This window comes from Pseudomonas fildesensis (assembly GCF_001050345.1).
GTDB classification, from domain to species: Bacteria; Pseudomonadota; Gammaproteobacteria; order Pseudomonadales; family Pseudomonadaceae; genus Aquipseudomonas; species Aquipseudomonas fildesensis.
On sequence record NZ_LFMW01000001.1, the window covers coordinates 597,820 to 621,276 of the forward strand.

General features: G+C 61.7%; 22 protein-coding genes. 6 read left to right on the forward strand and 16 right to left on the reverse strand.

What is annotated here, in order from left to right:
* Nucleotides 1–164 precede the first annotated feature (164 nt).
* From ACR52_RS02870 to ACR52_RS02905, 8 genes are all read right to left on the reverse strand, one after another.
* Complete coding sequence (locus tag ACR52_RS02870) at nt 165–1,340, reverse strand: ABC transporter substrate-binding protein (RefSeq protein WP_048720280.1); 1,176 nt, start codon at nt 1,338–1,340, stop codon at nt 165–167.
* Entirely contained in the window at nt 1,337–2,311 is a 975-nt protein-coding gene (locus ACR52_RS02875; protein WP_048720282.1) for a CobW family GTP-binding protein, read from the reverse strand. Before ACR52_RS02875 ends, ACR52_RS02870 begins: the two co-directional genes overlap by 4 nt.
* A 167-nt stretch (nt 2,312–2,478) precedes the next feature.
* Nucleotides 2,479–2,778, reverse strand: coding sequence for a hypothetical protein (locus ACR52_RS02880; protein ID WP_048720284.1), 300 nt, complete (start codon nt 2,776–2,778; stop codon nt 2,479–2,481).
* Nucleotides 2,779–2,791: 13 nt separating this feature from the next.
* Complete coding sequence (locus ACR52_RS02885; RefSeq protein WP_048720286.1) at nt 2,792–3,541, reverse strand: SDR family NAD(P)-dependent oxidoreductase; 750 nt, start codon at nt 3,539–3,541, stop codon at nt 2,792–2,794.
* Nucleotides 3,542–3,663: 122 nt separating this feature from the next.
* Nucleotides 3,664–4,425 carry an SDR family NAD(P)-dependent oxidoreductase gene (locus ACR52_RS02890; protein WP_048720288.1) on the reverse strand — a complete coding sequence of 254 codons (762 nt, stop codon included), beginning with the start codon at nt 4,423–4,425 and terminating at the stop codon, nt 3,664–3,666.
* A gap of 11 nt (nt 4,426–4,436) precedes the next feature.
* Nucleotides 4,437–5,777 (reverse strand): MFS transporter, encoded by a 1,341-nt coding sequence (locus tag ACR52_RS02895; protein WP_048720289.1) that lies wholly within the window; start codon nt 5,775–5,777, stop codon nt 4,437–4,439.
* 204 nt (nt 5,778–5,981) lie between these two features.
* Nucleotides 5,982–6,860, reverse strand: a complete 879-nt coding sequence (locus tag ACR52_RS02900) for a polysaccharide deacetylase family protein (RefSeq protein WP_048720291.1) — start codon at nt 6,858–6,860, stop codon at nt 5,982–5,984.
* Between the two features lie 11 nt (nt 6,861–6,871).
* On the reverse strand, nt 6,872–8,203 hold the full coding sequence (locus tag ACR52_RS02905; protein WP_048720292.1) for an amidase: 1,332 nt from the start codon (nt 8,201–8,203) through the stop codon (nt 6,872–6,874).
* A gap of 351 nt (nt 8,204–8,554) precedes the next feature.
* Between ACR52_RS02905 and ACR52_RS02910 the strand changes: the two genes are divergently transcribed.
* The 6 genes from ACR52_RS02910 (at nt 8,555) to cmoB (ending at nt 15,170) form a co-directional block, all read left to right on the forward strand.
* On the forward strand, nt 8,555–9,544 hold the full coding sequence (locus ACR52_RS02910) for a GntR family transcriptional regulator (protein WP_048720294.1): 990 nt from the start codon (nt 8,555–8,557) through the stop codon (nt 9,542–9,544).
* 162 nt (nt 9,545–9,706) lie between these two features.
* The gene (lon, locus tag ACR52_RS02915; RefSeq protein ID WP_048720296.1) at nt 9,707–12,130 is read left to right on the forward strand and encodes an endopeptidase La; all 2,424 of its coding nucleotides are present in this window, start codon (nt 9,707–9,709) and stop codon (nt 12,128–12,130) included.
* A 260-nt stretch (nt 12,131–12,390) separates the two neighbouring features.
* Nucleotides 12,391–12,780 carry a protease inhibitor I42 family protein gene (locus tag ACR52_RS02920; RefSeq protein ID WP_048720298.1) on the forward strand — a complete coding sequence of 130 codons (390 nt, stop codon included), beginning with the start codon at nt 12,391–12,393 and terminating at the stop codon, nt 12,778–12,780.
* 1 nt (nt 12,781) lies between these two features.
* Nucleotides 12,782–13,438 (forward strand): lysoplasmalogenase, encoded by a 657-nt coding sequence (locus ACR52_RS02925; protein WP_048720301.1) that lies wholly within the window; start codon nt 12,782–12,784, stop codon nt 13,436–13,438.
* A 35-nt stretch (nt 13,439–13,473) separates the two neighbouring features.
* Nucleotides 13,474–14,217, forward strand: coding sequence for a carboxy-S-adenosyl-L-methionine synthase CmoA (gene cmoA, locus ACR52_RS02930; protein WP_048720305.1), 744 nt, complete (start codon nt 13,474–13,476; stop codon nt 14,215–14,217).
* Entirely contained in the window at nt 14,214–15,170 is a 957-nt protein-coding gene (gene cmoB, locus ACR52_RS02935; RefSeq protein WP_048720307.1) for a tRNA 5-methoxyuridine(34)/uridine 5-oxyacetic acid(34) synthase CmoB, read from the forward strand. Before cmoA ends, cmoB begins: the two co-directional genes overlap by 4 nt.
* 118 nt (nt 15,171–15,288) lie before the next feature.
* Here the strand turns inward: cmoB and tadA are convergent, their stop codons facing one another.
* The 8 genes from tadA to lepA all read right to left on the reverse strand — a co-directional run bounded on the left by tadA (nt 15,289) and on the right by lepA (nt 23,340).
* Nucleotides 15,289–15,777, reverse strand: coding sequence for a tRNA adenosine(34) deaminase TadA (tadA, locus tag ACR52_RS02940; RefSeq protein WP_048720308.1), 489 nt, complete (start codon nt 15,775–15,777; stop codon nt 15,289–15,291).
* Nucleotides 15,777–17,153: a multicopper oxidase family protein gene (locus tag ACR52_RS02945; protein ID WP_048720310.1), complete on the reverse strand. Its 1,377-nt coding sequence runs from the start codon at nt 17,151–17,153 to the stop codon at nt 15,777–15,779. Before ACR52_RS02945 ends, tadA begins: the two co-directional genes overlap by 1 nt.
* 103 nt (nt 17,154–17,256) lie before the next feature.
* The gene (gene pdxJ, locus ACR52_RS02950) at nt 17,257–18,000 is read right to left on the reverse strand and encodes a pyridoxine 5'-phosphate synthase (protein WP_048720311.1); all 744 of its coding nucleotides are present in this window, start codon (nt 17,998–18,000) and stop codon (nt 17,257–17,259) included.
* A gap of 51 nt (nt 18,001–18,051) precedes the next feature.
* Nucleotides 18,052–18,741, reverse strand: coding sequence for a DNA repair protein RecO (recO, locus tag ACR52_RS02955; protein WP_048720312.1), 690 nt, complete (start codon nt 18,739–18,741; stop codon nt 18,052–18,054).
* Between the two features lie 192 nt (nt 18,742–18,933).
* A complete protein-coding gene (gene era, locus ACR52_RS02960) occupies nt 18,934–19,836 on the reverse strand; it encodes a GTPase Era (protein ID WP_048720313.1) in 903 nt (300 codons plus the stop codon).
* Entirely contained in the window at nt 19,829–20,518 is a 690-nt protein-coding gene (gene rnc, locus ACR52_RS02965; RefSeq protein WP_048720315.1) for a ribonuclease III, read from the reverse strand. Before rnc ends, era begins: the two co-directional genes overlap by 8 nt.
* A 162-nt stretch (nt 20,519–20,680) precedes the next feature.
* On the reverse strand, nt 20,681–21,535 hold the full coding sequence (gene lepB / locus ACR52_RS02970) for a signal peptidase I (RefSeq protein WP_048720317.1): 855 nt from the start codon (nt 21,533–21,535) through the stop codon (nt 20,681–20,683).
* A gap of 5 nt (nt 21,536–21,540) precedes the next feature.
* Complete coding sequence (lepA, locus tag ACR52_RS02975; protein WP_048720319.1) at nt 21,541–23,340, reverse strand: translation elongation factor 4; 1,800 nt, start codon at nt 23,338–23,340, stop codon at nt 21,541–21,543.
* Nucleotides 23,341–23,457: the final 117 nt, after the last annotated feature.

The window sequence follows — 23,457 nt, forward strand, 5'->3', positions numbered from 1 at the left end:
CCTGTGTCATGTGCATTCCCTGCGACTGCTGACCGCGTGTCAAAAAAATATCGATTTTGAATGGATATTTGGTTTTAGCAGGTTAGCTGGGAGTAGGGAGTTGTGCACCCAATAAAGCCTGGGATTTAGCTGTCATTTTATTGGCGACAGAGGCTCGCCTGTGATCACGCGGAACGGGCGCGCATGAAGTCGCCCCAACGACGCACCAGGTAGTTGTGCTCATCCATCACCGAGTTCCACACCGCGATATGCCCCATGCGTTGCTCGTATGAGCCACCATCGCGCACCTCGCCAATATCGATCAGGGGCAGGCCGTCGCTGCCGAGCAACTCTTCCCTCGCAGGCTTGCCGGCGTACCAGTAATCCCATTCAGCGCTGCTCAGGTGATCACGACTGCGCGCCGGGTTGCCGATGTAATACCCCTGGCGCGCCATCACTGCGCCCGGCCAGCCGGACAGCCACCAATTGAGGTAGGCGTAGGCCGCATCCAGCACAGGGCCCTGGGCATGGCGCGACAACGACAAGCCGCCGAACCAGGCGCGATAGCCTTCGCGGGGCACCGCCAGGCGGTACTTCACGCCCGCACGATGCAGGCGCATCAAGGTCGGCGACCACAGGCTCTGGATGTCGATGCTCGGGCTGAGCATCAATTGCGCAGCCTCTTCGTCGTCCGACCAGAACGCCGCGAAATGCCCTTCCTTCTGCTTGCGCACCAGGATGTCGGCCAGCACATCGATCTCTTCGATGCTCATGTTGCCGATGTCCTTGAACGTCGCCAGCCCCGCGCCCTGCACGGCCAACGCGGCGTCCAGCGCGCCGATGGCGGCGTCGCTTTGCAATGCGGTGCGCGCGCGCCAGGCCGGGTCGAGCAGCCAGCCCCAGCTTTCGTTGCCGTGGCAAAAACCGTCGGGCAGGCGCTCGGGGCGGTAGGCGAAACTGTCGGCGTTGTGGGTCAGGGGCAGCATGCTGATGCGCTCGGTGACGGTGCTGCCGAGGCTCCCATCGTGCTGCACAAACAGGCGTTCGCTGGGCACGCTGCCGCTGCCCAGGCGGTCGTCCGCCGACAAGCGACCGCGCTTGGGCAAGTCGTTGATCTCGTGCCACAAGGCGATGCGCCGCGTATCAATCGGCTGGATCGCCCGCGCCGGCCACACAAAGTCGACGTTGTGGAACCACTGGTCATACAGGTCGTAGCTGTCGGGCTGCATCACCGCGATACGCTGGGCCTGCTCGACGTCGTGCACCTGGTACACCAGGCGAATGCCCAGTTCCTGTTCAGCGCGCACACGCAGGCATTCGAGCAGGGTGACCGAGGTGCCGAGGACTCGGAGTGTGATCATGCCGCGAACCGCCGGGAGAACACCTCGAAGGAGCGGCGCAACTGCGCAGGGTCGAGGCCGCGCAGGATGAAGACCAGGCGCGATTGCCGGTCGGTGCCCGGCCACGCAGGCAGGTGGACCGGGGCATGCAGGCAGTGCTGCACGCCATGAATGACGATGGGGGCCGAGCTTGCATTCACGTTGAGCAGTCCTTTGACGCGAAGGATTCGTTCGCCGTGGCATCTTAACAGCATCGACAACCACACCCCGAAACCGACCCAGTCCAGCGGCTGATCAAACGTCAGGCAGCACACTTGCGCGGCGCCGTGGGTGGCGGTTGTCGTTTGATGCAGTTGCCAGCGGCTGACTTCGATGGAGGGTTCGGCGCTGCGCAGGCCTTCGCCGAGCAGCAGTTGATCACCGCTGTGAATGTCGTCGGTATTGAGGATCGGCGTGCCGGCGTTCAGCGCCTGCAAGTGCGCGCGCAGTGGGTCGCAGTCGGGCACCAGGTCGGTCTTGCTCAGCAGTAATCGATCCGCCGCCGCCACCTGGGCCAGCCACTCCGGGTGCAGGCGTTCTTGCAGGGCGGCGTGGCTGGCGTCGACCAGAGTAATCACCAGGCCAATATGAAAACGCCCGCGCAGTTGCACGTCGTTGTTCAGCGTCGCGAGGATCGGCGCCGGGTCGGCCAGGCCGGTGGTTTCCAGGATCACCCGTTTGAACGCCGGGATTTCACCGCGCTCGCGGCGTTGCAACAGGGTAAGCAGTGCGTCTTTGAGCTCGCCACGGATCGAGCAGCACACGCAGCCGCTGGGCAGCAGCACCGTATCCGGCGCCACCTCTTCCACCAGCAGATGGTCGATGCCGACGTCGCCGAACTCATTGATCAGCAAGGCCGTGTCGCCGAGGCTTTCGCCTTGCAACAGGCGCTTGAGCAAGGTGGTCTTGCCACTGCCGAGGAAGCCGGTGATCACATTAAGAGCGATGCTCATAGTCATACCTCAAATCTGCTTACTGTGGCGAGGGAGCTTGCTCCCGCTGGGCTGCGAAGCGGCCCAAAATCGTTATCCGATAAGCATCTGATGGCCCTCGGTCGTTTGGTTTTGGGGCTGCTTCGCAGCCCAACGGGAGCAAGCTCCCTCGCCACAGGGGTTTGTGTTTACGCAGGGGTTTCCAGGTGGTCGAGCAGTTGGGGGTCGAGGGGATCCAGCGGGCGGCCGAGCATGGTTTCGGCGGCCTGCCAGAGGTGATCCAGGCCGCTCGCCAACGCCTGTTTTCCGGTAGCGCCCAACAGCAGATAAGAAGCGCCCTGAAAATCTTCGACCTTGAGCCGGAACACCGCCAGCACCTGATTGATCGCCGCAATCCGGCGCAGGCGTTCGCGGCGCCGGGGCAATTCATCGCCCAGGGGATCGCTCCAGTGCAGGTCTTCACCGAGCAAGCCGCAGAGTCCGCACATGGCTACACCTCACTCATGGCATGACGTCGCCGGAGTTCGGGCCCAGGGTCTGGCCAACAAACAGATTGCCGCCCGGCTCGCTGGCCAGCAGCACGGCGGTGGGCGCGACTTCGTCTGCCAGGCCAAAGCGACCCAAGGGCAGTTCGGCGGCCTTGGCGCGTTTCCAGTCGTCGCTGATGCCGCCCACCAACGGTGTTTCAATCGGGCCCGGTGCGATGGCGTTGACCAGCACATTGTCCTTGGCCACTTCCAGCGCGAGGGACTTGGTGAAACCGATCACCCCGGCCTTGGCAGCGGCGTAGTGGGTCAGTTCGGCGCCGCCCTTGATGCCCAGTTGCGAGGCCACGTTGATGATCCGCCCCCAGCGTTGCGCGAGCATATGCGGCAGGGCGCGCTGGCTGGCGACGAACACGCTGGTGAGGTCGACGCGCAGCATGTCGTTCCACATCTCGATGCTCAGGTCGACGCAGCGCGCCTGGGTGAGCATGCCGGCGTTGTTGACCAGAATATCGATACCGCCGAAGTGTTCGACGCAACGGTCGACACTGGCCTGGGCGCCTTCGACGGTGCCGACATCGGCCACGCATTCGACGACTTCAGCGCCGAGGTTGCGACAGGTGATCGCAGTCTCGGCGAGGCTGGCGGCATTGCGATCGGCCAGCAGCAGGCGTGCGCCTTCGACCGCGTAGGCACGGGCGATGGCGGCACCGATGCCGCTGCCCGCGCCGGTGATGACGGCGCGGCGGTTAGTGAGTTGGTTCATGCAAAAACTCCAGGGAAAACACCGGTCAACATGTGGGAGGGGGCTTGCTCCCGATAGCGCTGGTTCCGATAAAACAACTGTGACTGAAACACCACTATCGGGAGCAAGCCCCCTCCCACTCATCAGTCAGGCCAGCGCACGGTTAAACCACCGTCGATCACGATGCTTTGGCCGGTCAGGTAACTCGACGCATCACTGGTCAGAAACTGCACCAGCGACGCCACTTCATCCGCGCGCCCTACCCGCCCCAGCGGAATCGCCCGCGCCGCTTTGGCCAAGCCCTCAGGCCCCAGCGAATTCTTCGCATCCAGCGATTGCGGCGTCTCGATCAACCCCGGAATCACCGCATTGCAACGAATCCCCAACGGCGCCAATTCCACTGCCAGCGAACGGCACAACCCCGGCACACCGGCCTTGGCCGCCGCGTAATGGCTGTGCTCCTGCCAGCCATACACGCCGCCGGCAATCGACGAAATCGCCACCAGCGCGCCGCCTTCGTTCATATGCCGAGTCGCCGCGCGGAAGGTGCGCATCACCCCCGTCAGGTCGACATTAAGCATCTCGTTCCACAGTTCATCAGTCATCTCCAGCAGCGGTGCCCGACGCAGCAAACCGGCATTGGCCACCGCATAATCGAGGCGACCAAAATGCTGCACCGCTTGCGCCGCCAACGCGTCTACCGAGGCGGTGTCGCCCACGTCCAGCGGCAGCATCAGGCACTCGCCGCCGGCTTCTTCCACCAGAGACACGGTGGACGTCGGGTCATGGGGATCGGCCGGGTAATACCCGCCCACCACCGCCACGCCGCTACGCGCATAGGCCACGGCGAGGGCTTGGCCGATGCCGCTGGCGGCACCGGTAATCAAGGCAACTTTACGGCTCATCAAAACACTCCTTACTGAACGGTTTCCGGACGCACGTGGCGGGCGGCAAACATCAGCACACCGGACAAAAAGCACGGCACAGCGCCGAACCACAGGGCGGCGGTCTGCCAGTCGCTGCCGGCGGACAACACTTGAGTGGCGCCAAACCCTGCGACGACTGCGCCAATCGGGCCCATCGCATGGATGATCGCGCCGCCAGTGGCGCGGATGCTGGTGGGGAAACTTTCGCTGATGAAGAACAGCGCGGCCGAGTAAGGCCCGATCAGGAAGAACAAGCCCAGGCTGTACAGCCCGACCACCATCGCCATGTTGCTCGGGCCAAACAGCATTCCGGCAAACGCCAGGCCGCCGAGCATCCAGCCCAGGCCGATCACGTTGCGACGGCCGATCTTGTCGCCCATCCAGCCGTGGGTCAGGTAGCCGCAGTAGCCCACCAGGTTCGACAGCACGAGGATGATCAGCGAGTTCTCGAACGAGATGTGGTGCACGCTGACGATCACCGACGTACCCAATACGCTGAACACTTGAATCGCTGCCCAGTTGAGCAACAGCGCGGCGCCGATCACCAGGGTGGCGCGGCGTGCCGGGCCACGGAAGGCAGCCTTGAGGCCGGCCTTGCTGTGTTCGTCGTAGTCGACGCCATAGGTCACGGCGACGTTTTGCGCTTCGGTCACCGCGCCGCTTTTACGCAGTTGGCTGATGCGCTCATGGATCTGGAACTGCGGGCTCTCCTTGAGCTTGCGCGCCATGATCGCGATCACCACCGCCGGGATCGCCGCGAAAATGAAGCAACCCTGCCAGCCAATGACGGGCAGCAGCAGTGCGGTCAAACCGGCGGCGATCAATGCACCGACCGGCCAGCCGCCCTGTACCAGGCTGTAGATAAAACCGCGACGCTTGGCCAGTTTCGGGTCTTCCGAGGCCGCGTACAGTTCGCTCAGATACGTGGCATTGACGGTTTCCTCGGCATAGCCCAGGCCGCCCAGCGAACGGATCAGAATCAGCGGCGATTTGCCCCACGCTCCGCCAATCGCGGTCAGCGCCGAGCAGAGTGCGGAACCGGCCACGGTGAAAATAATCCCTTTGCGGCGCCCCAGTTTGTCGACTATCGGGCCGATGGCCAGGGCGACCACGGCGGTACCCACCGCCACCCACGTCGCGATTTCAGCTTGCTCCACTTCACCCCAGCCAAAGTGCCGGCCGATCTCCGGCAACAACGTGCCGAAGAGGATGAAGTCGTACACCGCAAACACCCAGGCGAAAAACGCGATCCAGGTGGCGAAGCGCACTTCCTTCGACGTCAGTTGCCGGGGTTTCCAGCCAGTCAGGTCAAGCTTGTTGTAGATGGACATAAATCGCGCCTCGGTGGGTTGGGGGCAAATGCCGATTGGCTAAGAGTGAACCTGTACCTGTGGCGAGGGAGCTTGCTCTCGCTGGGTGGCGAAGCCGCCCCAAAAAGCTAGCTCCAGCTTCCCTGTCGAACGGGAGCAAGCTCCCTCGCCACAGGTGACGGGTTACCCGCTCTATCTCTTAACGGACTGGCAGTAGCAAAGGGCTCAGGTACGCGGTTGGCGGCGGATAAAGTCGTCGGCGATTTCGTCGAAGGTGACGAAGCGCACGCCGGCATGGCCCTGGATGTGTTCGATCAGGCGCTCAAGCATCAGCAGCACTTGCGGGCGGCCGGACACGTCGGGGTGGATGGTCATGGTGAACACGGCGTGTTCGTGTTCGCGGTAGACCCAGTCGAACTGGTCGCGCCACATTTCTTCGAGGTGACGCGGGTTGACGAAGCCGTGGCTGTTAGGGGCTTTCTTGATGAACATCATCGGTGGCAGGTCGTCGAGGTACCAGTTGGCCGGGATCTCCACCAGGTCGGTTTCTTCGCCGCGCACCAGGGGTTTCATCCAGGTGTCGGGGTGCTGGCTGTAATCGATCTTGGTCCAGGTGTCGCCCTTGCGTACGTAGTACGGGTGGAAGTCGTTGTGCATCAGGCTGTGGTCGTACTTGATGCCTTTTTTCAGCAGCAGTTCGTTGGTGACTTTGCTGAACTCCCACCACGGCGCGACGTAGCCGGTGGGGCGTTTTCCGGTGACCTGGGTGATCAGCTCGATGGATTTATCGAGGACGATTTCTTCCTGCTCGGCCGTCATCGCGATCGGGTTCTCGTGGCTGTAGCCATGCACGCCGATTTCGTGACCGGCGTCGGCCACGGCCTTCATCTGCTCGGGAAAGGTTTCCATCGAGTGGCCGGGGATGAACCAGGTGGTGCGCAGGCCGTAGCGTTCGAACAGCTTGAGCAAACGTGGCGCGCCGATTTCACCGGCGAACAGGCCCCGCGAGATGTCGTCGGGCGAGTCTTCGCCGCCGTAGGAACCGAGCCAGCCGGCGACGGCGTCAACGTCGACGCCAAATGCACAGAGAATGTCTTTAGCCATGGTGTGTCTCCTTAAAAGTTGAGTGCTGTTTCGACCGACAGGGCGGCCCTGAGCAGGCGTGCGTCTTCGCCACTGGGGGCGCTGAGCAGCAGGCCGGTAGGCAAGCCCAGGGCGTCGCGACCGCTGGGCAAGCTGACGCCGGGCATGTCCAGCAAACTGCCGGGCATGGTCAGGCGCAGGGTGGCGAGGTTGGTGTTGACGAACAGGTCGTCGTCGGCTTCCAGCGGTGCCAGGGCCGGTGCGACATGGGCGACGGTGGGGGTGATGAGAATCGCGCCATCCAGTTCGGCCACCAGTTGCTGTTGCAGGCGGCGGCGCGCATCGGTCAGGGCGATCAGCTGGCTGGCCGGCAGCGCACGCGCGGCTTCGAGGCGGCGGCGCACGCGGGGGTCGAGTTGTTCGGCGTCGGGGCTGTCGAGCAGGGCTTGGTGCAGGGCGAAGGCTTCGAAGGAACCGAGCCAGCCTTGGTGCTTGATCAGGTCCAGGGTGGCCTGGAAGGTTGCAGACGGGCGCACATCGATCAGCGCGCCCGCCGCCTTCAGTCGCTCGACGGCGCGCAGCAGGTTGTTGCGTACCGCAGGCTCAATGTCGTCCAGTGCGCCTTGCTCAAGCACGAAATGCTGGCCCTTCAGGCTGCGGGCGGTGTGGAGTTGCGTGCGGCCATTGAGCAGGTCGTCGATGGCCAGCGCGTCGCGCACGCTGCGGGTCAGCGGGCCGAGGCTGTCGAGGGTGTGCGCCAGCGGGAAAACGCCGTCGCGGCTGTAGCGTCGGCTGCTGCTGCGGTAGCCCACCAGGCCGTTGAGCGCGGCGGGGATGCGGATCGAACCGGCGGTGTCGGTGCCCATGGCGATGGGCACGAAACCGGCAGCAACGGCCACCGCCGACCCGGACGACGAACCACCCGGAATGCGGGGCTGGTCGCTACCGTGAGGGTTGTGCGGCGTGCCGAAATGCGGGTTCAGTCCCAGGCCGGAATAGGCCAGTTCGCTGAGGTTGGTTTTGCCGACGCTGACCATTCCGGCGCGGCACAACAGGCCCACACTTGGCGCATCGAGCAAGGCGGCGGGCGCATTGCGCCGATAGGCGGCGCCGGCGGTAGTGATGCTGCCGGCCACGTCGAACAAATCTTTCCAGGCCAGCGGCACGCCGTCGAACACACTCAAGGGCTGGCCGGCGCGCCAACGAGCGGCGGCGGCTTCGGCCTCGCGGCGGGCGCGTTCGGCCGACAGGGAGATGAAGACGCTCGTCGACTGGCGCGCTTGGTCGAGCGTCTGTTCGAGGGCTTGCACCGGGTCGCTACGACCGCTGGCGAAATCCTCGGCCATTGAAGTGGCGTCTGACATCAAGATGACCCTCACAAAATGTACATATTAATAAAATGTACATTTTATAAAGGCAGCTTTCGTGCCAGTCTCTGTGCGAGTGTTTTCACCCGGTCTCGGTTTTTCGGCCAGAGCTGCGGGATAGATGGATTTGATCCATGGAAAAAAATTTTGCCTGGCCGCTGCAGAGGGACCTCAATGAAATAATGTATCTTTTATTAATAAGTACATTTTGGTGCAGAAAAGTAACATTCCTACATTCAAGGCCCCAAAAAAGTGCCGCCTACGTGGCGCAGAGTGACAGGCGCATCTATGAGAGAATCCCCGGCCACCGTCCTACATACCTCAGAACTCTTTACCTTAGAGGAAGTGATGAAAGCAGTCTCCGCCTCGGCCTCCCGTTACGCGATGATTCACCAGGTGTTGCGTGACGCGATCGTCAACGGCACTGCGCGCCACGGGCTGGTCCTGCTGGAAGCGCCCCTGGCCGAACTGTTCGGCACCAGCCGCGTGCCGGTGCGCAAGGCGCTGGACCTGCTGCATGCCGAAGGCCTGATCTGCCGCTTCAATGGCCGGGGTTACCTGATCAATCCCGAAGGCCTGGAGATGGAGCCGCTGCGCCTGCACCTGAGCCATACGCAACTGGGCCTCAACGGTGAAGCTGAGCTGGTCGACACCCGGCCGCTGGGCGAGCGAATCGTCGAGGAAATCGGCGCGGCGCTGTCCACCTGCATCGCCTTCGGCCATTACCGCCTGGATGAACAGGCCGCCGCCGACCACTACGGCGTCAGCCGCGCGGTGGTACGTGAAGCGCTGATGCGCCTGCGCGACCGTGGCCTGGTTGAAAAGGAGCCCTACTCCCAATGGCTGGCCGGGCCGCTGACCGCGCGGGAAGTCACTGAAGACTACGAACTGCGCGCCTGCCTCGAACCCGAAGCCCTGCGCCAGAGCGCGCCCAACCTCGACCGCGAGCTGCTCGAAGCCATGTTGCAGCGCGTGCTGGACGCCCAGGACAGCCCCCAGTGCAGCCTGGAAGCCATCGAGCAGATTGAAGAGGATTTGCACCAGCGCTGCCTGGCCGGCCTGCAGAACCGCAAGATCGCGGCGCTGATTCGCCAGGGGCAGAGCCCGATGATCATCAGCCGGATTTTCTACCGGTTGTTGGGAATTGGGGCGGATCCGGCGATGCTGGCCGAGCACCGATTGATTCTGGAGTTGCTGCTGCACGGGGCGTTCGACGCTGCGGCGCTGAACCTGCGCGAGCATTTGCAGCGGGCACGGCAGCGGATGTTGCAGCGGTTGAAGGTGTTGTCGGTGCTCCCCGAACAACCCCTCCCCGCCTACCTCCACAAAATCAGTTGAAGGTCGTGACGCTGAGCGTCACAGGATGCATTCCCACGCAGAGCGTGGGAACGATCACAGATGTGGCTAATGTCATGCAATTTGTTGCTAACTACACGCCGCCATTGAAACCACCGCGGCCCTGCCCCATCTAACCTGCATACTTCCTTATGCAGGTGCCCCATGAGCGACCAGCAAGAATTCCCCGATATCGACCTCAACGATTACGCCGACCCCGAAAACGCTGAACACGAAGCCTCATCCAACACCGGCCTGGCGCTGCCTGGGCAAAACCTGCCGGACAAGGTCTATATCATCCCGATCCATAATCGGCCGTTCTTCCCGGCGCAAGTGCTGCCGGTGATCGTCAATGAAGAACCGTGGGCCGAAACCCTGGAGCTGGTAAGCAAATCCGACCATCACTCCCTCGCCCTGTTTTTCATGGACACCCCGCCGGAAGATCCGCGCCACTTCGACACCTCTGCCCTGCCGCTGTACGGCACCCTGGTGAAGGTGCACCACGCCAGCCGCGAGAACGGCAAGCTGCAATTCGTCGCCCAGGGCCTGACGCGCGTGCGGATCAAAACCTGGCTCAAGCATCACCGCCCGCCATACCTGGTGGAAGTCGAATACCCGCACCAGCCCACCGAGCCGACCGACGAGGTCAAGGCCTACGGCATGGCGCTGATCAATGCGATCAAGGAACTGCTGCCGCTCAACCCGCTGTACAGCGAAGAGTTGAAGAACTACCTCAACCGCTTCAGCCCCAACGACCCGTCGCCACTGACCGACTTCGCCGCCGCACTCACCTCGGCCACCGGTAACGAGTTGCAGGAAGTGCTGGATTGCGTGCCCATGCTCAAGCGCATGGAAAAAGTGCTGCCGATGCTGCGCAAGGAAGTTGAAGTCGCGCGCCTGCAAAAGGAAATTTCCGCCGAGGTGAACCGCAAGATCGGTGAGCATCAGCGCGAGTTCTTTCTTAAGGAACAACTCAAGGTCATCCAGCAAGAACTGGGTTTGACCAAGGACGACCGCAGCGCGGATGTCGAGCAGTTCGAGCAGCGCCTGGAAGGCAAAGTGCTGCCGACCCAGGCGCAAAAACGCATTGATGATGAACTGAACAAACTGTCGATCCTCGAAACCGGCTCGCCGGAATACGCGGTGACACGCAACTACCTGGACTGGGCCACCTCGGTACCGTGGGGCGTGTACGGCGAAGACAAACTCGACCTGAAACACGCGCGCAAGGTGCTGGATAAACACCACGCCGGCCTGGACGACATCAAGAGCCGCATCCTCGAATTCCTCGCCGTGGGCGCTTACAAAGGCGAAGTCGCCGGCTCCATCGTGCTGCTGGTGGGCCCGCCGGGCGTGGGCAAGACCAGCGTCGGCAAATCCATCGCCGAGTCCCTCGGGCGGCCGTTCTACCGTTTCAGCGTCGGCGGCATGCGCGACGAGGCCGAGATCAAGGGCCATCGCCGCACCTACATCGGCGCCCTGCCGGGCAAGCTGGTGCAGGCGTTGAAAGATGTGGAAGTGATGAACCCGGTGATCATGCTCGACGAGATCGACAAGATGGGCCAAAGCTACCAGGGCGACCCGGCCTCGGCACTGCTGGAAACCCTCGACCCCGAGCAGAACGTCGAATTCCTCGACCACTACCTGGACCTGCGCCTGGACCTGTCGAAAGTGCTGTTCGTGTGCACCGCCAACACCCTGGACTCGATCCCCGGCCCGTTGCTGGACCGCATGGAAGTGATTCGCCTGTCGGGCTACATCACTGAAGAAAAAGTCGCCATCGCCAAACGCCACCTGTGGCCAAAACAGCTGGCAAAAGCCGGCGTGTCGAAAGACAGCCTGAGCATCACCGACGGTGCCCTGCGCGCGTTGATCGACGGCTACGCCCGCGAAGCCGGGGTGCGTCAGTTGGAGAAACAACTGGGCAAACTGGTGCGCAAGGCGGTGGTCAAGTTGCTGGATGAGCCGAAGTCGGTGATCAAGATCGGCAACAAGGACCTGGAAAGCTCCTTGGGGATGCCGGTGTTCCGCAACGAGCAAGTGCTGTCCGGCACCGGTGTGATCACCGGCCTGGCCTGGACCAGCATGGGCGGCGCGACCTTGCCGATCGAAGCGACGCGCATCCACACGCTCAACCGCGGTTTCAAGCTCACCGGGCAGTTGGGTGAAGTGATGAAGGAATCCGCCGAGATTGCCTACAGCTACATCAGCTCGAATCTGCAGTCGTTTGGCGGTGATCCAAAGTTCTTCGACGAAGCTTTCGTGCACTTGCATGTACCGGAAGGCGCCACACCCAAGGACGGCCCGAGTGCCGGCGTGACCATGGCCAGTGCCCTGCTGTCGCTGGCACGTAACCAGCCGCCGAAAAAAGGCGTGGCAATGACGGGTGAGCTGACGTTGACCGGGCATGTGCTGCCGATTGGCGGGGTGCGTGAGAAAGTAATTGCGGCGCGGCGTCAGAAGATTCACGAGCTGATCCTGCCGGAGCCGAACCGTGGCAGTTTTGAGGAGTTGCCGGAGTACCTGAAGGAAGGCATGACCGTGCACTTTGCCAAGCGCTTTGCAGACGTGGCGAAGGTGCTTTTCTGATAGATCTCTAGTGCCTGAGCGGTCCCCTGTGGCGAGCGGGCTTGCCCCGCGTTGGGTGGCGAAGCCACCCCAATAAGAGCACCGCGTTTTTCAGTTAAAACGCGGTGTTTGTTTTCAGGGCTGCTACGCAGCCCAAAGCGGGGCAAGCCCGCTCGCCACATTAAGCCCGCTCGCCACAAGAGAACGACCACTGCCCTCTTGTCACACCTCGTCTCATCTTCGGTTATGCTCGCCCTTCGTCGTGATTCAACGGAGCCCCCATGACCGCTGCCCGCCTGCTTCTCCCCCTGAGCCTTGCCCTGCTGGCCGCCTGCGCCAGTGCGCCAAAGCAGAACATCACCGTGGAAAAACAGAGCACCTGCCCGCTCCAGCTTAAAACCGGGCAGAACCTGATCCTTACCCTGCCGAGCAATCCCACCACCGGCTATCGCTGGGCCATCCAGGATTCGGCCGGCGGCGTGCTGCGCGCGCTGAGTCCTGAGGTCTACAGCAGCACAGAATCCGGCGTGATCGGTGGCGGCGGCCAGTCCACCTGGCGCTTCCAGGCCTTCAGCGCCGGCCAGGGCCGTTTGCGCCTGACCTCCCAGCAACCCTGGGAACCGGAAGCCGAACCTGCTGAAACCTTCGACTGCGCCATTACGGTGAACTGATATGCCATGGCTGATTCTTGCGTTGATGGGCGCTGGCACTTTTATCTACGGCCTGGCCACCCATGCGGCGTTGCTGTGCCTGCTGGTCAAACCGCTGCCGGTACTGGCGCTGCTGGGCTGGCTGCATGATGCGCCGCCTACGGACTATCGACGCTGGATCAGCCTCGGCCTGATTTTTTCACTGGTGGGCGATGTGCTGCTCGCCTGGCCGGGCGACCTGTTTATCTTTGGCCTCGGTGCGTTTCTGTTTGCGCACCTGGCGTACCTGAAGGCCTATTTCAGCGACTGCCGCCACTTCGCGCTATTGCCGTTGTTATTGGCGTTGGGCGTCGGGGCGGTTCTGCTGAGCATCCTGATATCACACGGCCTCGGGGACTTGCTGATTCCGGTGGTGGTTTACGCGCTGGTGATCAGCTCCATGCTCTGGCGGGCACTGGCCCGATTGGGCAGTGAGGTGCCGAAGCGTTCGGCATGGCTGGCGGCAGCGGGCGCGGTGTCGTTTGTGTTTTCCGACACGCTGATCGGCATCAATCGGTTTGTGCTGGCGTTCGATGCGGCGCCGTATTTGTTGATCACTACCTATTGGCTCGGCCAGTGGGGCATCACGGCGTCCGCTTTCCATCAGACAACCCGCGCATCCAAGGAACAACTTGGCTAAAATGCCGGCCTTTCCCCCTCGTCGCCGGAACAACCGTGAGCAAAGAACCCGATCGCCTATTCGCCCAGCCCCTGCCCCAGGTGCCGGACTTCGCCTTTAACGAGGACGTGGTGCGGGTGTTCCCCGACATGATCAAGCGCTCGGTGCCCGGCTACCCGACCATCGTCGAAAACCTCGGGGTGCTGGCGGCGCAGTTTGCCCAGCCTGACAGCGTGCTCTACGACCTCGGTTCGTCCCTCGGCGCAGTGACCCAGGCCTTGCGTCGTCACGTACGCACCGACGGTTGCCGGGTGATTGCTGTGGATAACTCGGCAGCAATGGTCGAACGCTGCCGTGAATACCTCAATGGCCAGGACTCGATGTTCCAGGAGCTGCTGCCGGTTGAAGTGATCGAGGGCGATATCCTCGCGCTGAGTTTCCAGCCGGCCTCGGTGGTGGCGCTGAACTTCACCCTGCAATTTATCGCCCCGGATGAACGCCTGGCGTTGCTCGGTCGCATCCGCCAGTCGCTGCTGCCGGGCGGCGCGTTGATCCTCTCGGAAAAGCTGCGCTTCAATGACCTTGAAGAACATGCGCTGCTCACCGACCTGCATGTCGCGTTTAAACGCGCCAACGGCTACAGCGAACTGGAAATCGCCCAGAAGCGCAGCGCCATCGAAAACGTCATGAAGCCCGACAGCCTCGAAGAACACCGCGAACGCCTGCTGGCGGCCGGGTTCTCGAAAGTCGTGCCGTGGTTTCAGTGTCTTAACTTTGCCTCGTTGATTGCCTTGCCATGATTGATCTGTCCCCCCTCGCCCGCCATTTGGTCGGCACTCCCTTGGCCGTGTGGGCCCAGGGCCTGCAAGCGCAACTCGATAGCAAGATGGAAAAGGGTCATGGCGACCTGGAGCGCTGGCAGAGTGCGCTGGATGCATTGCCTGCGGTGATGCCCAGTGAAGTCGATTTGTTGAACGGCCTTACGCTGGACACCGATTGCGACGACGCCACCCGCGCACAGATGCACACCGCGTTGATGGGCTTGAGCCCTTGGCGCAAAGGCCCGTTCAACCTGTTCGGCGTGCATGTGGATACTGAATGGCGTTCGGACTGGAAGTGGTCGCGTGTTGCACCGCATCTGAACCTTACGGGCAAACGCATCCTCGATGTCGGCTGCGGCAACGGCTACTACATGTGGCGCATGCTCGGTGCGGGGGCCGACAGCGTGATTGGGGTCGATCCAAACTGGTTGTTCTTCTGCCAGTTCCAGGCCGTGCAGCGTTACCTGTCAGCGCCGAAGGCCTGGCACCTGCCCTTCCCGTTTGAAGACCTGCCACCGAACATGGAAGGCTTCGATACGGTGTTTTCCATGGGCGTGTTCTATCACCGCCGTTCGCCGATCGAGCATTTGCTGGCGTTGAAGGATTGCCTGGTCAAAGGCGGCGAGCTGGTCTTGGAAACGTTGGTGGTGGAGGGTGATCAGCAGCAAGTGTTGGTGCCGGAAGACCGTTATGCGCAGATGCGTAACGTGTGGTTCCTGCCGTCGGTGCCGGCGTTGATGTTGTGGCTGCGCCGGGCCGGGTTCACTGACGTGCGTTGTGTGGATGTGAGCGTGACCACGGTTGAGGAACAGCGCGGGACGGGGTGGATGAAGTTTCAGTCGCTGAGTGATTTCCTGGATCCGGATGATCACAGCAAGACAATTGAAGGGCTGCCAGCGCCAATGCGTGCGGTGATCATCGCCAGGAAATAATCACTGCTTTTGTGGCGAGGGAGCTTGCTCCCGCTGGGCTGCGTAGCGGCCCAAAATCTTGGGAGCGCTGCGCACTCCAGCGGGAGCAAGCGCCCTCGCCACAAGATGGGAACGATCATCAGCGGGCTCTTCGCGCCTTGAAGAACTCGCTCAGGACTGTCCCGCATTCCTCGGCCAGCACCCCGCCTTCAAAGAGCACCCGATGGTTGAGAAAACCCTGGGTAAAGAACTGCCCCTGGCTCTGCACAATCCCCGCCTTGGGCTCCAACGCGCCGTACACCACCCGCGCAATACGCGAATGCACGATGAGGCCCGCGCACATGCTGCAGGGCTCCAACGTTACATACAGCGTACTGCCGGGTAACCGGTAGTTACTGACCGCCTGCGCAGCGGCGCGGATTGCAACCATTTCGGCATGGGCGCTGGGGTCGTTGCCGCTGATCGGGCAGTTGAAGCCTCGGCCGATGACTTCACCGTCCTGCACCAGCACCGCGCCCACTGGCACTTCGCCCAGCGCAGCGCCTTGGGCCGCCAGGGTCAGGGCTTCGCGCATGAAATCCTGGTCGCGGCTGCGGTCGATGATCGCTGTGGGGCGAAACTGACGCATCACGCCACCTCGATGGCGGCCATCAGGCCGGTTTCCATGTGGTCTATCACGTGGCAGTGGAACATCCATACCCCCGGGTTATCCGCCACCAGCGCCACGCGGGCGCGTTCGTTCTTGCCCAGCAGGTAGGTGTCGGTGAAGTACGGGATCACCTTGTGGCGGTTCGAGGCGATCACCTTGAAGCTCATGCCGTGCAGGTGGATCGGGTGCTGGTACTGGGTCATGTTCTTCAATTCGAAAATATAGCTTTTACCTTTCTCGAGCCTGGCAATCGGGCGGTCGGCGCAGGTCTTGTCGGTGATGTCCCAGGCCTTACCGTTGATCTGCCACAGGCTCGGTGGCTTGCCATCATCCACCGACACTGAGCCGACCCATTCGAAATTGAAGTTGAGTTTTTCGGCATTCGCCAGGTCGGGCTCGCTGATCGGGTTGGCGGGCAACGCGGGCGGCCATTCGGTGGGCGTGTCGGTGTTGGCGACTGAACGGAACGTACCCAGGCGCACAGGGCCGTTGCGGATCGACAGCTCCTCTCCCGCCGGCGGTGCCTTGATCGCCAGGCAAATGCGCATGCCGGGGCCCAGCCAGTATTCCTTGCCCAGGGGGCGCGGCTCGACGGGGTTGCCATCCAGCGCATAGATCTGCGCTTCGACGTCGGGAATGTTGATGCGATAGGTCAGGGTGTTGTCGAGGTTGAGCAGGCGCACGCGGGTGATCTGCCCAGCGGGCAAGTCGATCACCGCCTGGGACACACCATTGATCGTCGACAGCCGCCCAGCGGTCCCGCCACGCGCCGCTTCACGCGCAATGCTGAAGGCAACAAAGGCACCCTCTTCGTCCACGTGCCAGCTTTTCAGGCTGAGGGTGCGTTCGTGCTTGAAGCCGGTGGGTTCGCGCTCTTCGATGATCAGCGGGCCGACCAGGCCACGGCCGAGTTCTTCGCTGCTGTTCACATGGGGGTGATACCAGTAGCTGCCGGCGTCCGGCACACGGAATTTGTAGTCGAAGTATTCGCCGGGCAATACCGGCAATTGCGAGACGTAGGGCACGCCGTCCATTTCCAGCGGCAGGCGGATGCCATGCCAGTGGATGGTGGTCGCGACCGGCAGGTGGTTGATAAACCGCACCCGCAGCCACTCACCCTGGCGCACACGCAACTCGGTGCCCGGCGCAGACGGGCCGAACGCCCAGGCTTGGGTCTTGTGCCCCGGCACCAACTCCACGTCCAAGGGCGCTGCGATCAACTCGTAATCGTGACCTGCCTCAGACTCGGCGACTTTCCCCAGCCAGTAGCGGTAGGCGCCACCGGCACCGACGCCCACTACGGCCAGGCCTGCAAGACCACCCAGGATTTGTCGACGGGAAAAGGATCGGGACACAACAACCTCACGTATCTGCCGCAGGCCAGGGGCCCGCAAAGGGCAGATACGATACACCCGCGAGGGCTAAACAGTAAGGCTTCGCATTGCCGCAGTCGGTGGTTCAGGCCTTGGCAGCCGCCAGAATCAGCGCTTTCATTTCGGCGACCGCGCCTTTGAAACCGACAAACAGCGCGTGAGCCACCAGCGCATGGCCGATGTTCAGTTCGTTGATGCCCTTGATCGCGGCCACGGCTTCGACGTTGTGGTAGTGCAGACCGTGGCCGGCGTTGACGATCAGGCCTTCTTTAAGGCCGCAGTTAACGCCGTCGATGATGCGCTGCAGTTCGTCAGCGACTTCGGTTGGCGTGGTGGCATCGGCGTAACGGCCTGTGTGCAGTTCGATGGCCGGCGCGCCGACACGGCGGGAGGCTTCGATCTGGCGCTCGTCGGCGTCGATAAACAACGAGACTTCGCTGCCGATCTGCGACAGGCGCTCCACGGCCGCCTTGATCCGCGCTTCCTGGCCGGCCACGTCGAGGCCGCCTTCGGTGGTCAATTCCTGGCGGGTCTCGGGGACCAGGCAGATGTGCGCCGGGCGGATGCGCTCGGCGAACGCCATCATTTCTTCGGTGACGCCCATTTCGAAGTTCATGCGGGTTTGCAGCACGTCCTTGAGCAGCAGCACGTCGCGCTCCTGGATGTGGCGGCGGTCTTCACGCAGATGCACGGTGATGCCGTCGGCGCCTGCTTCTTCGGCGTCCAGCGCGGCCTTGACCGGGTCAGGGTAACGGGTGCCCCGGGCCTGGCGCAGGGTAGCGACGTGGTCGATGTTGACGCCAAGAAGAATGCGATTGCTGGTGGTCACGGAAGCGCTCCTGAAAAGGGAAAGAAACGGTGCACAGCATACACGGGGACGTCAGGGCTTTCGAAACAACTCGCGGCTGACCAGCGGCCGTCCGCCCAAGTGCACGGCGAGGGCCTGGCGCATCAGACGCTTGGCGGCGGACAAGGCGCCTGGGGCCGTCCAGTCGGCTTCGCTCATGGCCAGCAACTCAGTGCCCTGGAACAGGCCCGGTTGCAGCAGGTAGACGCGCTCAAGACCGGCGTCCACTTGCAGGCGGTACATGCCATCGGCGGCGATGGGGTCGCCGTGCACGTCGTTGCTCAGTTCGAAGCCGTAGCCAAGGTCGTCGAGCAGGCGCCATTCGAAGGCACGCAACAGCGGCTCCAGCGGGCGGCCTTCGGCCAGGGCCAACAAGGTGGCGGCGTAGTGATCGAACACCGCAGGGTGCGGGTCTTCGGCGGGCAGCAGGCGAATCAGCAGTTCATTGAGGTAGAGGCCGCTGAACAGCGCCTCGCCGTTGAGCCAGGCGGAGGTGCCGACGCTTTCCATGCGCCCGACGTTCTTCAATTCGCCCTTGCCACGAAACTCCACATCCAGGGCCACGAACGGCCGCGCCAGTGTGCCCGCCTTACCCCGTGCGCTGCGCAATACCGCACGCAGGCGGCCTTGGGGCGTGAGGAAGTCGACCAGGGCGCTGGTCTCGCGGTAGGCGCGGCTGTGCAGGACGTAGGCGAGTTGGCTGGGGGGCGGGGATTGGGACATGAGACGGGGAATCTCTAAAAAAAGAAGACCGCTTTTGTGGCGAGGGAGCTTGGTCCTGCTGGGCTGCGAAGCAGCCCTATACCTGCCACCGAGCTACATCTAAAAACTCAGTGGCCTTTTTGGGGCCGCTTTGCGGCCCAGCGGGAGCAAGCTCCCTCGCCACAACAAGCCCGCCAACCATCAAGCGGTTGCTTACATGTCGCCGTAACCCAGGGAGCGCAACGCGCGCTCATCATCGGACCAGCCACCCTTCACCTTCACCCACAGGTTGAGCATGATCTTGGAGTCGAACAGCAACTCCATGTCCTTGCGCGCTTCGGTGCCGATGCGCTTGATGCGTTCGCCCTTGTCGCCAATGATGATTTTCTTCTGGCCGTCACGTTCAACGAGGATCAAGGCGTGAATGTGCAAGGTCTTGCCCTGCTGCTTGAACTCTTCGATTTCGACGGTGATCTGGTACGGCAGCTCGGCGCCCATCTGGCGCATGATTTTCTCGCGTACCAGTTCGGCGGCGAGGAAACGGCTGCTGCGGTCGGTGATCTGGTCTTCCGGGAAGAAGTGCTCGTTCTCCGGCAGGTAGCCGGCGATCACGCGCTCCAGGGCTTCGAGGTTATGACCGTGCTGGGCCGAGATCGGCATGATCTGGGCGTTCGGCAGTTGTTCCTGCAGCCAGCTCAGGTGTGGCATCAGCTCGGCTTTGTCTTCGATACGGTCGGTTTTGTTCAGGGCGACGATCAACGGGCCGGTGACGTACTGCACGCGCTCGAGGACCATCTGGTCTTCGTCGGTCCACTTGGTGCGGTCAACCACGAAAATCACCACGTCGACGTCTTTCAACGCGGCCGAAGCAGTCTTGTTCATGTAGCGGTTGAGGGCTTTTTCGCCGCCTTTGTGCATGCCTGGGGTGTCAACGTAGACAGCTTGCACGGTGCCTTCGGTCTTGATGCCCAGCATGTTGTGGCGGGTGGTCTGCGGCTTGCGCGAGGTGATCGCGAGCTTCTGCCCAAGGATGTGGTTCAGCAGCGTGGACTTGCCCACGTTGGGACGGCCGACGATGGCAACATAGCCACAGCGTGTTGCGGTTGAATCAGTCATGGCCATTCTCCACGCCCAGGGCAATCAGTGCTGCAGCGGCCGCTACCTGTTCGGCAATACGACGGCTCACACCCTGACCTCGGCTTTTTTCATTCAGTAAGGTGATTTCACATTCCACGAAAAATACGCGGCAATGGGGCTCACCCTGGATATCCACCACTTCGTAGCGTGGCAGTTCGCACCCACGGGACTGCAGGAATTCCTGCAGGCGGGTCTTTGGATCTTTGTTGGTGTCGACCAGGGTCAGGCTTTCGATTTCCGAAGTCAGCCAGGCGGTAACACGCGCCTTGGCCGCTTCCATGCCTGCATCGAGGTAGATCGCACCGATCAGCGCTTCAAGGGCATCGGCCAGGATCGACTCGCGACGGAAACCGCCGCTCTTCAATTCACCGGAACCCAGGCGCAGGTACTCGCCCAGGCCAAAACCACGGGCCAGCACGGCCAGGGTCTCGCCTTTTACCAGGCGGGCACGCAAGCGCGACAGCTGGCCTTCACGAGCAAGCGGGAAACGCTCGAACAGCGCCTCACCGGCGACGAAATTGAGGATGGCATCCCCGAGGAATTCCAGGCGTTCGTTGTTACGCCCGGCAAAGCTGCGGTGTGTGAGGGCAAGGATCATCAACTCCTGATCCTTGAAGGTGTAGCCGAGCAGGCTTTCGAGACGACTCAGAGAAACGGTCACGGTTTATCCATACCTAGTTGATGCATATCTAGTGGGTGGCACCGGCGGCCATCGACAATTGACGCAGTGTTCAAATTCAAATCCTGTTTGGTGCTGCATGAGGCCGGAATTTGTCCAGACCCCAGAAAAGCATTCGGCGCTGTGATCACAGCGCCGCTTGTATTACTTGATCAGCCCGACCCGCGAGAAGTTCGGCAGGTGGCTGAGTTTGGGTTCCGGCCAGCTCATCCAGACCGCAAAGGCCTTGCCGACGATATTCTGGTCGGGGACCATGCCCAGCAGGTCCTTGGGAATGTTGGGATCATCCCAGTAGCGGCTGTCATTGGAGTTGTCACGGTTGTCGCCCATCATGAAATAGTGCCCGGCCGGCACTTTCCACTCGCCATCTGGCGTCGCGCGGTAGCGGCTCATTTCCTTGCGGATTTCGTGCTCTACCGTACCGAGTTTTTCCTGGTACAGCTCGGCGCTGCCCAAGGTGTTTGGCTCGGCACCGATCAGTTTCTCCGCCACCGATTCGCCATTGACGAACAGGCGTTTGTCGCTGGTGTAACGGATCACATCGCCCGGCAAGCCGACTACACGCTTGATGTAGTTGACGTTCGGGTCACTCGGGTAGCGGAACACCATCACATCGCCGCGCTGCGGGTCACCGATCTCGATGACCTTCTTGTCGATCACCGGCAGGCGGATCCCGTAGGAAAACTTGTTCACCAGGATGAAGTCGCCCACGTCCAGGGTAGGTTTCATCGACCCCGAAGGGATCTGAAACGGCTCCACCAGGAACGAACGCAGCACCAGCACGATGAACAACACCGGGAAGAACGACTTGCCATATTCAACCAGCAAAGGCTCTTTGTTCAGCTTCTCGATTACCACGCCGTCGGGCTGGCTGACGCTGCCCTGATAGGACGCGATAGCCGCCCGCCGACGCGGGGCGAAGAACACCAGATCGAGCAACGCCAGGAGACCGCAAACGGCAACGGCGATGACCAGCAACAGCGGGAAATTTAGCGACATAGGACCTAACTATCCAACCTGAGCACCGCAAGGAAGGCTTCTTGTGGAATTTCCACGTTACCCACTTGCTTCATGCGTTTTTTACCGGCCTTTTGCTTCTCAAGCAGCTTGCGCTTACGGCTCACGTCGCCACCGTAGCATTTGGCCAGTACGTTCTTTCTGAGAGCCTTGACGGAGGTCCGTGCAATGATCTGCCCGCCAATGGCGGCCTGGATCGCGACGTCGAACATCTGGCGCGGAATCAGTTCTTTCATCTTCTCGGTCAACTGGCGACCTTTGTAGTGCGCGTTTTCCTTGTGCACGATCAGTGCAAGCGCATCCACCTTGTCACCGTTGATCAGCACATCCAGTTTCACCAGATTAGCCGATTGATAACGGTCGAAATGGTAATCCAGCGAAGCATAGCCGCGACTGGTGGATTTGAGACGGTCAAAGAAGTCCAGGACCACTTCGTTCATCGGCAAATCGTAGGTCACTTGCACCTGGGTACCGAGGAACAACATGTCGTGCTGTACGCCACGTTTTTCGATACACAGGGTAATGACGTTGCCCAGGTGTTCCTGCGGCACAAGAATATTGGCGCGCACGATCGGTTCGCGCATGTCTTCGATGGAAGACAGGTCTGGAAGCTTGGACGGGTTGTCGACGTAAATCGTTTCACCGGTTTTCAGCAACAGCTCGAAAATAACCGTGGGGGCGGTGGTGATCAGGTCCAGGTCGTATTCGCGCTCAAGGCGCTCCTGGATGATCTCCATGTGCAGCATGCCGAGGAAGCCGCAACGGAAGCCGAAGCCCAGGGCGTCGGAGCTTTCCGGGGTGTACTGCAACGACGAATCGTTGAGGGTCAGCTTCTGCAGGGCTTCGCGGAAGTCTTCGAAGTCATCGGAGCTGACCGGGAACAGACCGGCGTATACCTGCGGCTGGATGCGTTTGAAGCCCGGCAGCACGTCGACGTCAGGGGTGGAGCTCAAGGTCAGGGTGTCACCTACCGGTGCACCGTGAATGTCCTTGATACCGGCGATGATGAAGCCTACTTCACCGGCTTTGAGGTCAACGGTGGCTGTGTGTTTCGGGTTGAATACACCGACGCTGTCCACCAGGTGGATCTTACCGGTGGATTTGACCAGGATCTTGTCGCCCTTTTTCACACGGCCGTGGCGCACGCGTACCAGGGAAACAACACCCAGGTAGTTGTCGAACCAGGAGTCGATGATCAACGCTTGCAGCGGATCTTCGTAATTGCCGGTAGGCGCAGGAATGGTCTTGACCAGGCGCTCGAGTACTTCGTCAACGCCCAGGCCGGTCTTGGCGCTGCACTCGACGGCGTCGGTGGCGTCAATGCCGATGATTTTTTCGATTTCTTCTTTCACACGGTCCGGATCGGCCTGTGGCAGGTCGATCTTGTTCAGCACCGGCATGACTTCCAGGCCTTGCTCGATGGCGGTGTAGCAGTTGGCTACTGACTGGGCTTCAACGCCCTGCCCCGCATCCACCACCAGCAGCGCGCCTTCGCAGGCCGCCAGGGAACGGCTGACTTCATAGGTGAAGTCGACGTGGCCCGGGGTGTCAATGAAGTTCAACTGGTACTTGATACCGTCTTTGGCGGTGTAGTACAGGGTAACGCTGTGGGCCTTGATGGTGATCCCGCGCTCGCGTTCGAGGTCCATGGAGTCCAGTACCTGGGCTTCCATTTCACGCTCGGCAAGGCCGCCGCACATCTGGATGAATCGATCGGCCAGCGTCGACTTACCATGGTCAATGTGGGCGATGATGGAGAAATTGCGGATATGACTCAAATCACTCACGGATCAACACTCAAAAAGGCTGCAGGCAGATTGCCCGCTGAAAAATAGCCGGGAATTGTACCTGATGCTCGGGCCAGACGTCATCTTTGCTGACCAGAACAAAAATGCCCCGATCTC

Bases quoted from the DNA above. Each gene is read 5' to 3' on its own strand.
- ACR52_RS02910 (WP_048720294.1), top strand. From the start codon at position 8,555: ATGAAAGCAGTCTCCGCCTCGGCCTCCCGTTACGCGATGATTCACCAG.
- tadA (WP_048720308.1), bottom strand. From the start codon at position 15,777: ATGCGTCAGTTTCGCCCCACAGCGATCATCGACCGCAGCCGCGACCAG.
- ACR52_RS02885 (WP_048720286.1), bottom strand. From the start codon at position 3,541: ATGAACCAACTCACTAACCGCCGCGCCGTCATCACCGGCGCGGGCAGC.
- ACR52_RS02875 (WP_048720282.1), bottom strand. From the start codon at position 2,311: ATGAGCATCGCTCTTAATGTGATCACCGGCTTCCTCGGCAGTGGCAAG.
- cmoB (WP_048720307.1), top strand. From the start codon at position 14,214: ATGATTGATCTGTCCCCCCTCGCCCGCCATTTGGTCGGCACTCCCTTG.
- ACR52_RS02925 (WP_048720301.1), top strand. From the start codon at position 12,782: ATGCCATGGCTGATTCTTGCGTTGATGGGCGCTGGCACTTTTATCTAC.
- ACR52_RS02905 (WP_048720292.1), bottom strand. From the start codon at position 8,203: ATGTCAGACGCCACTTCAATGGCCGAGGATTTCGCCAGCGGTCGTAGC.
- era (WP_048720313.1), bottom strand. From the start codon at position 19,836: ATGACTGATTCAACCGCAACACGCTGTGGCTATGTTGCCATCGTCGGC.
- ACR52_RS02920 (WP_048720298.1), top strand. From the start codon at position 12,391: ATGACCGCTGCCCGCCTGCTTCTCCCCCTGAGCCTTGCCCTGCTGGCC.
- lon (WP_048720296.1), top strand. From the start codon at position 9,707: ATGAGCGACCAGCAAGAATTCCCCGATATCGACCTCAACGATTACGCC.
- ACR52_RS02870 (WP_048720280.1), bottom strand. From the start codon at position 1,340: ATGATCACACTCCGAGTCCTCGGCACCTCGGTCACCCTGCTCGAATGC.
- ACR52_RS02880 (WP_048720284.1), bottom strand. From the start codon at position 2,778: ATGTGCGGACTCTGCGGCTTGCTCGGTGAAGACCTGCACTGGAGCGAT.
- ACR52_RS02900 (WP_048720291.1), bottom strand. From the start codon at position 6,860: ATGGCTAAAGACATTCTCTGTGCATTTGGCGTCGACGTTGACGCCGTC.
- ACR52_RS02890 (WP_048720288.1), bottom strand. From the start codon at position 4,425: ATGAGCCGTAAAGTTGCCTTGATTACCGGTGCCGCCAGCGGCATCGGC.
- ACR52_RS02895 (WP_048720289.1), bottom strand. From the start codon at position 5,777: ATGTCCATCTACAACAAGCTTGACCTGACTGGCTGGAAACCCCGGCAA.
- lepB (WP_048720317.1), bottom strand. From the start codon at position 21,535: ATGTCGCTAAATTTCCCGCTGTTGCTGGTCATCGCCGTTGCCGTTTGC.
- recO (WP_048720312.1), bottom strand. From the start codon at position 18,741: ATGTCCCAATCCCCGCCCCCCAGCCAACTCGCCTACGTCCTGCACAGC.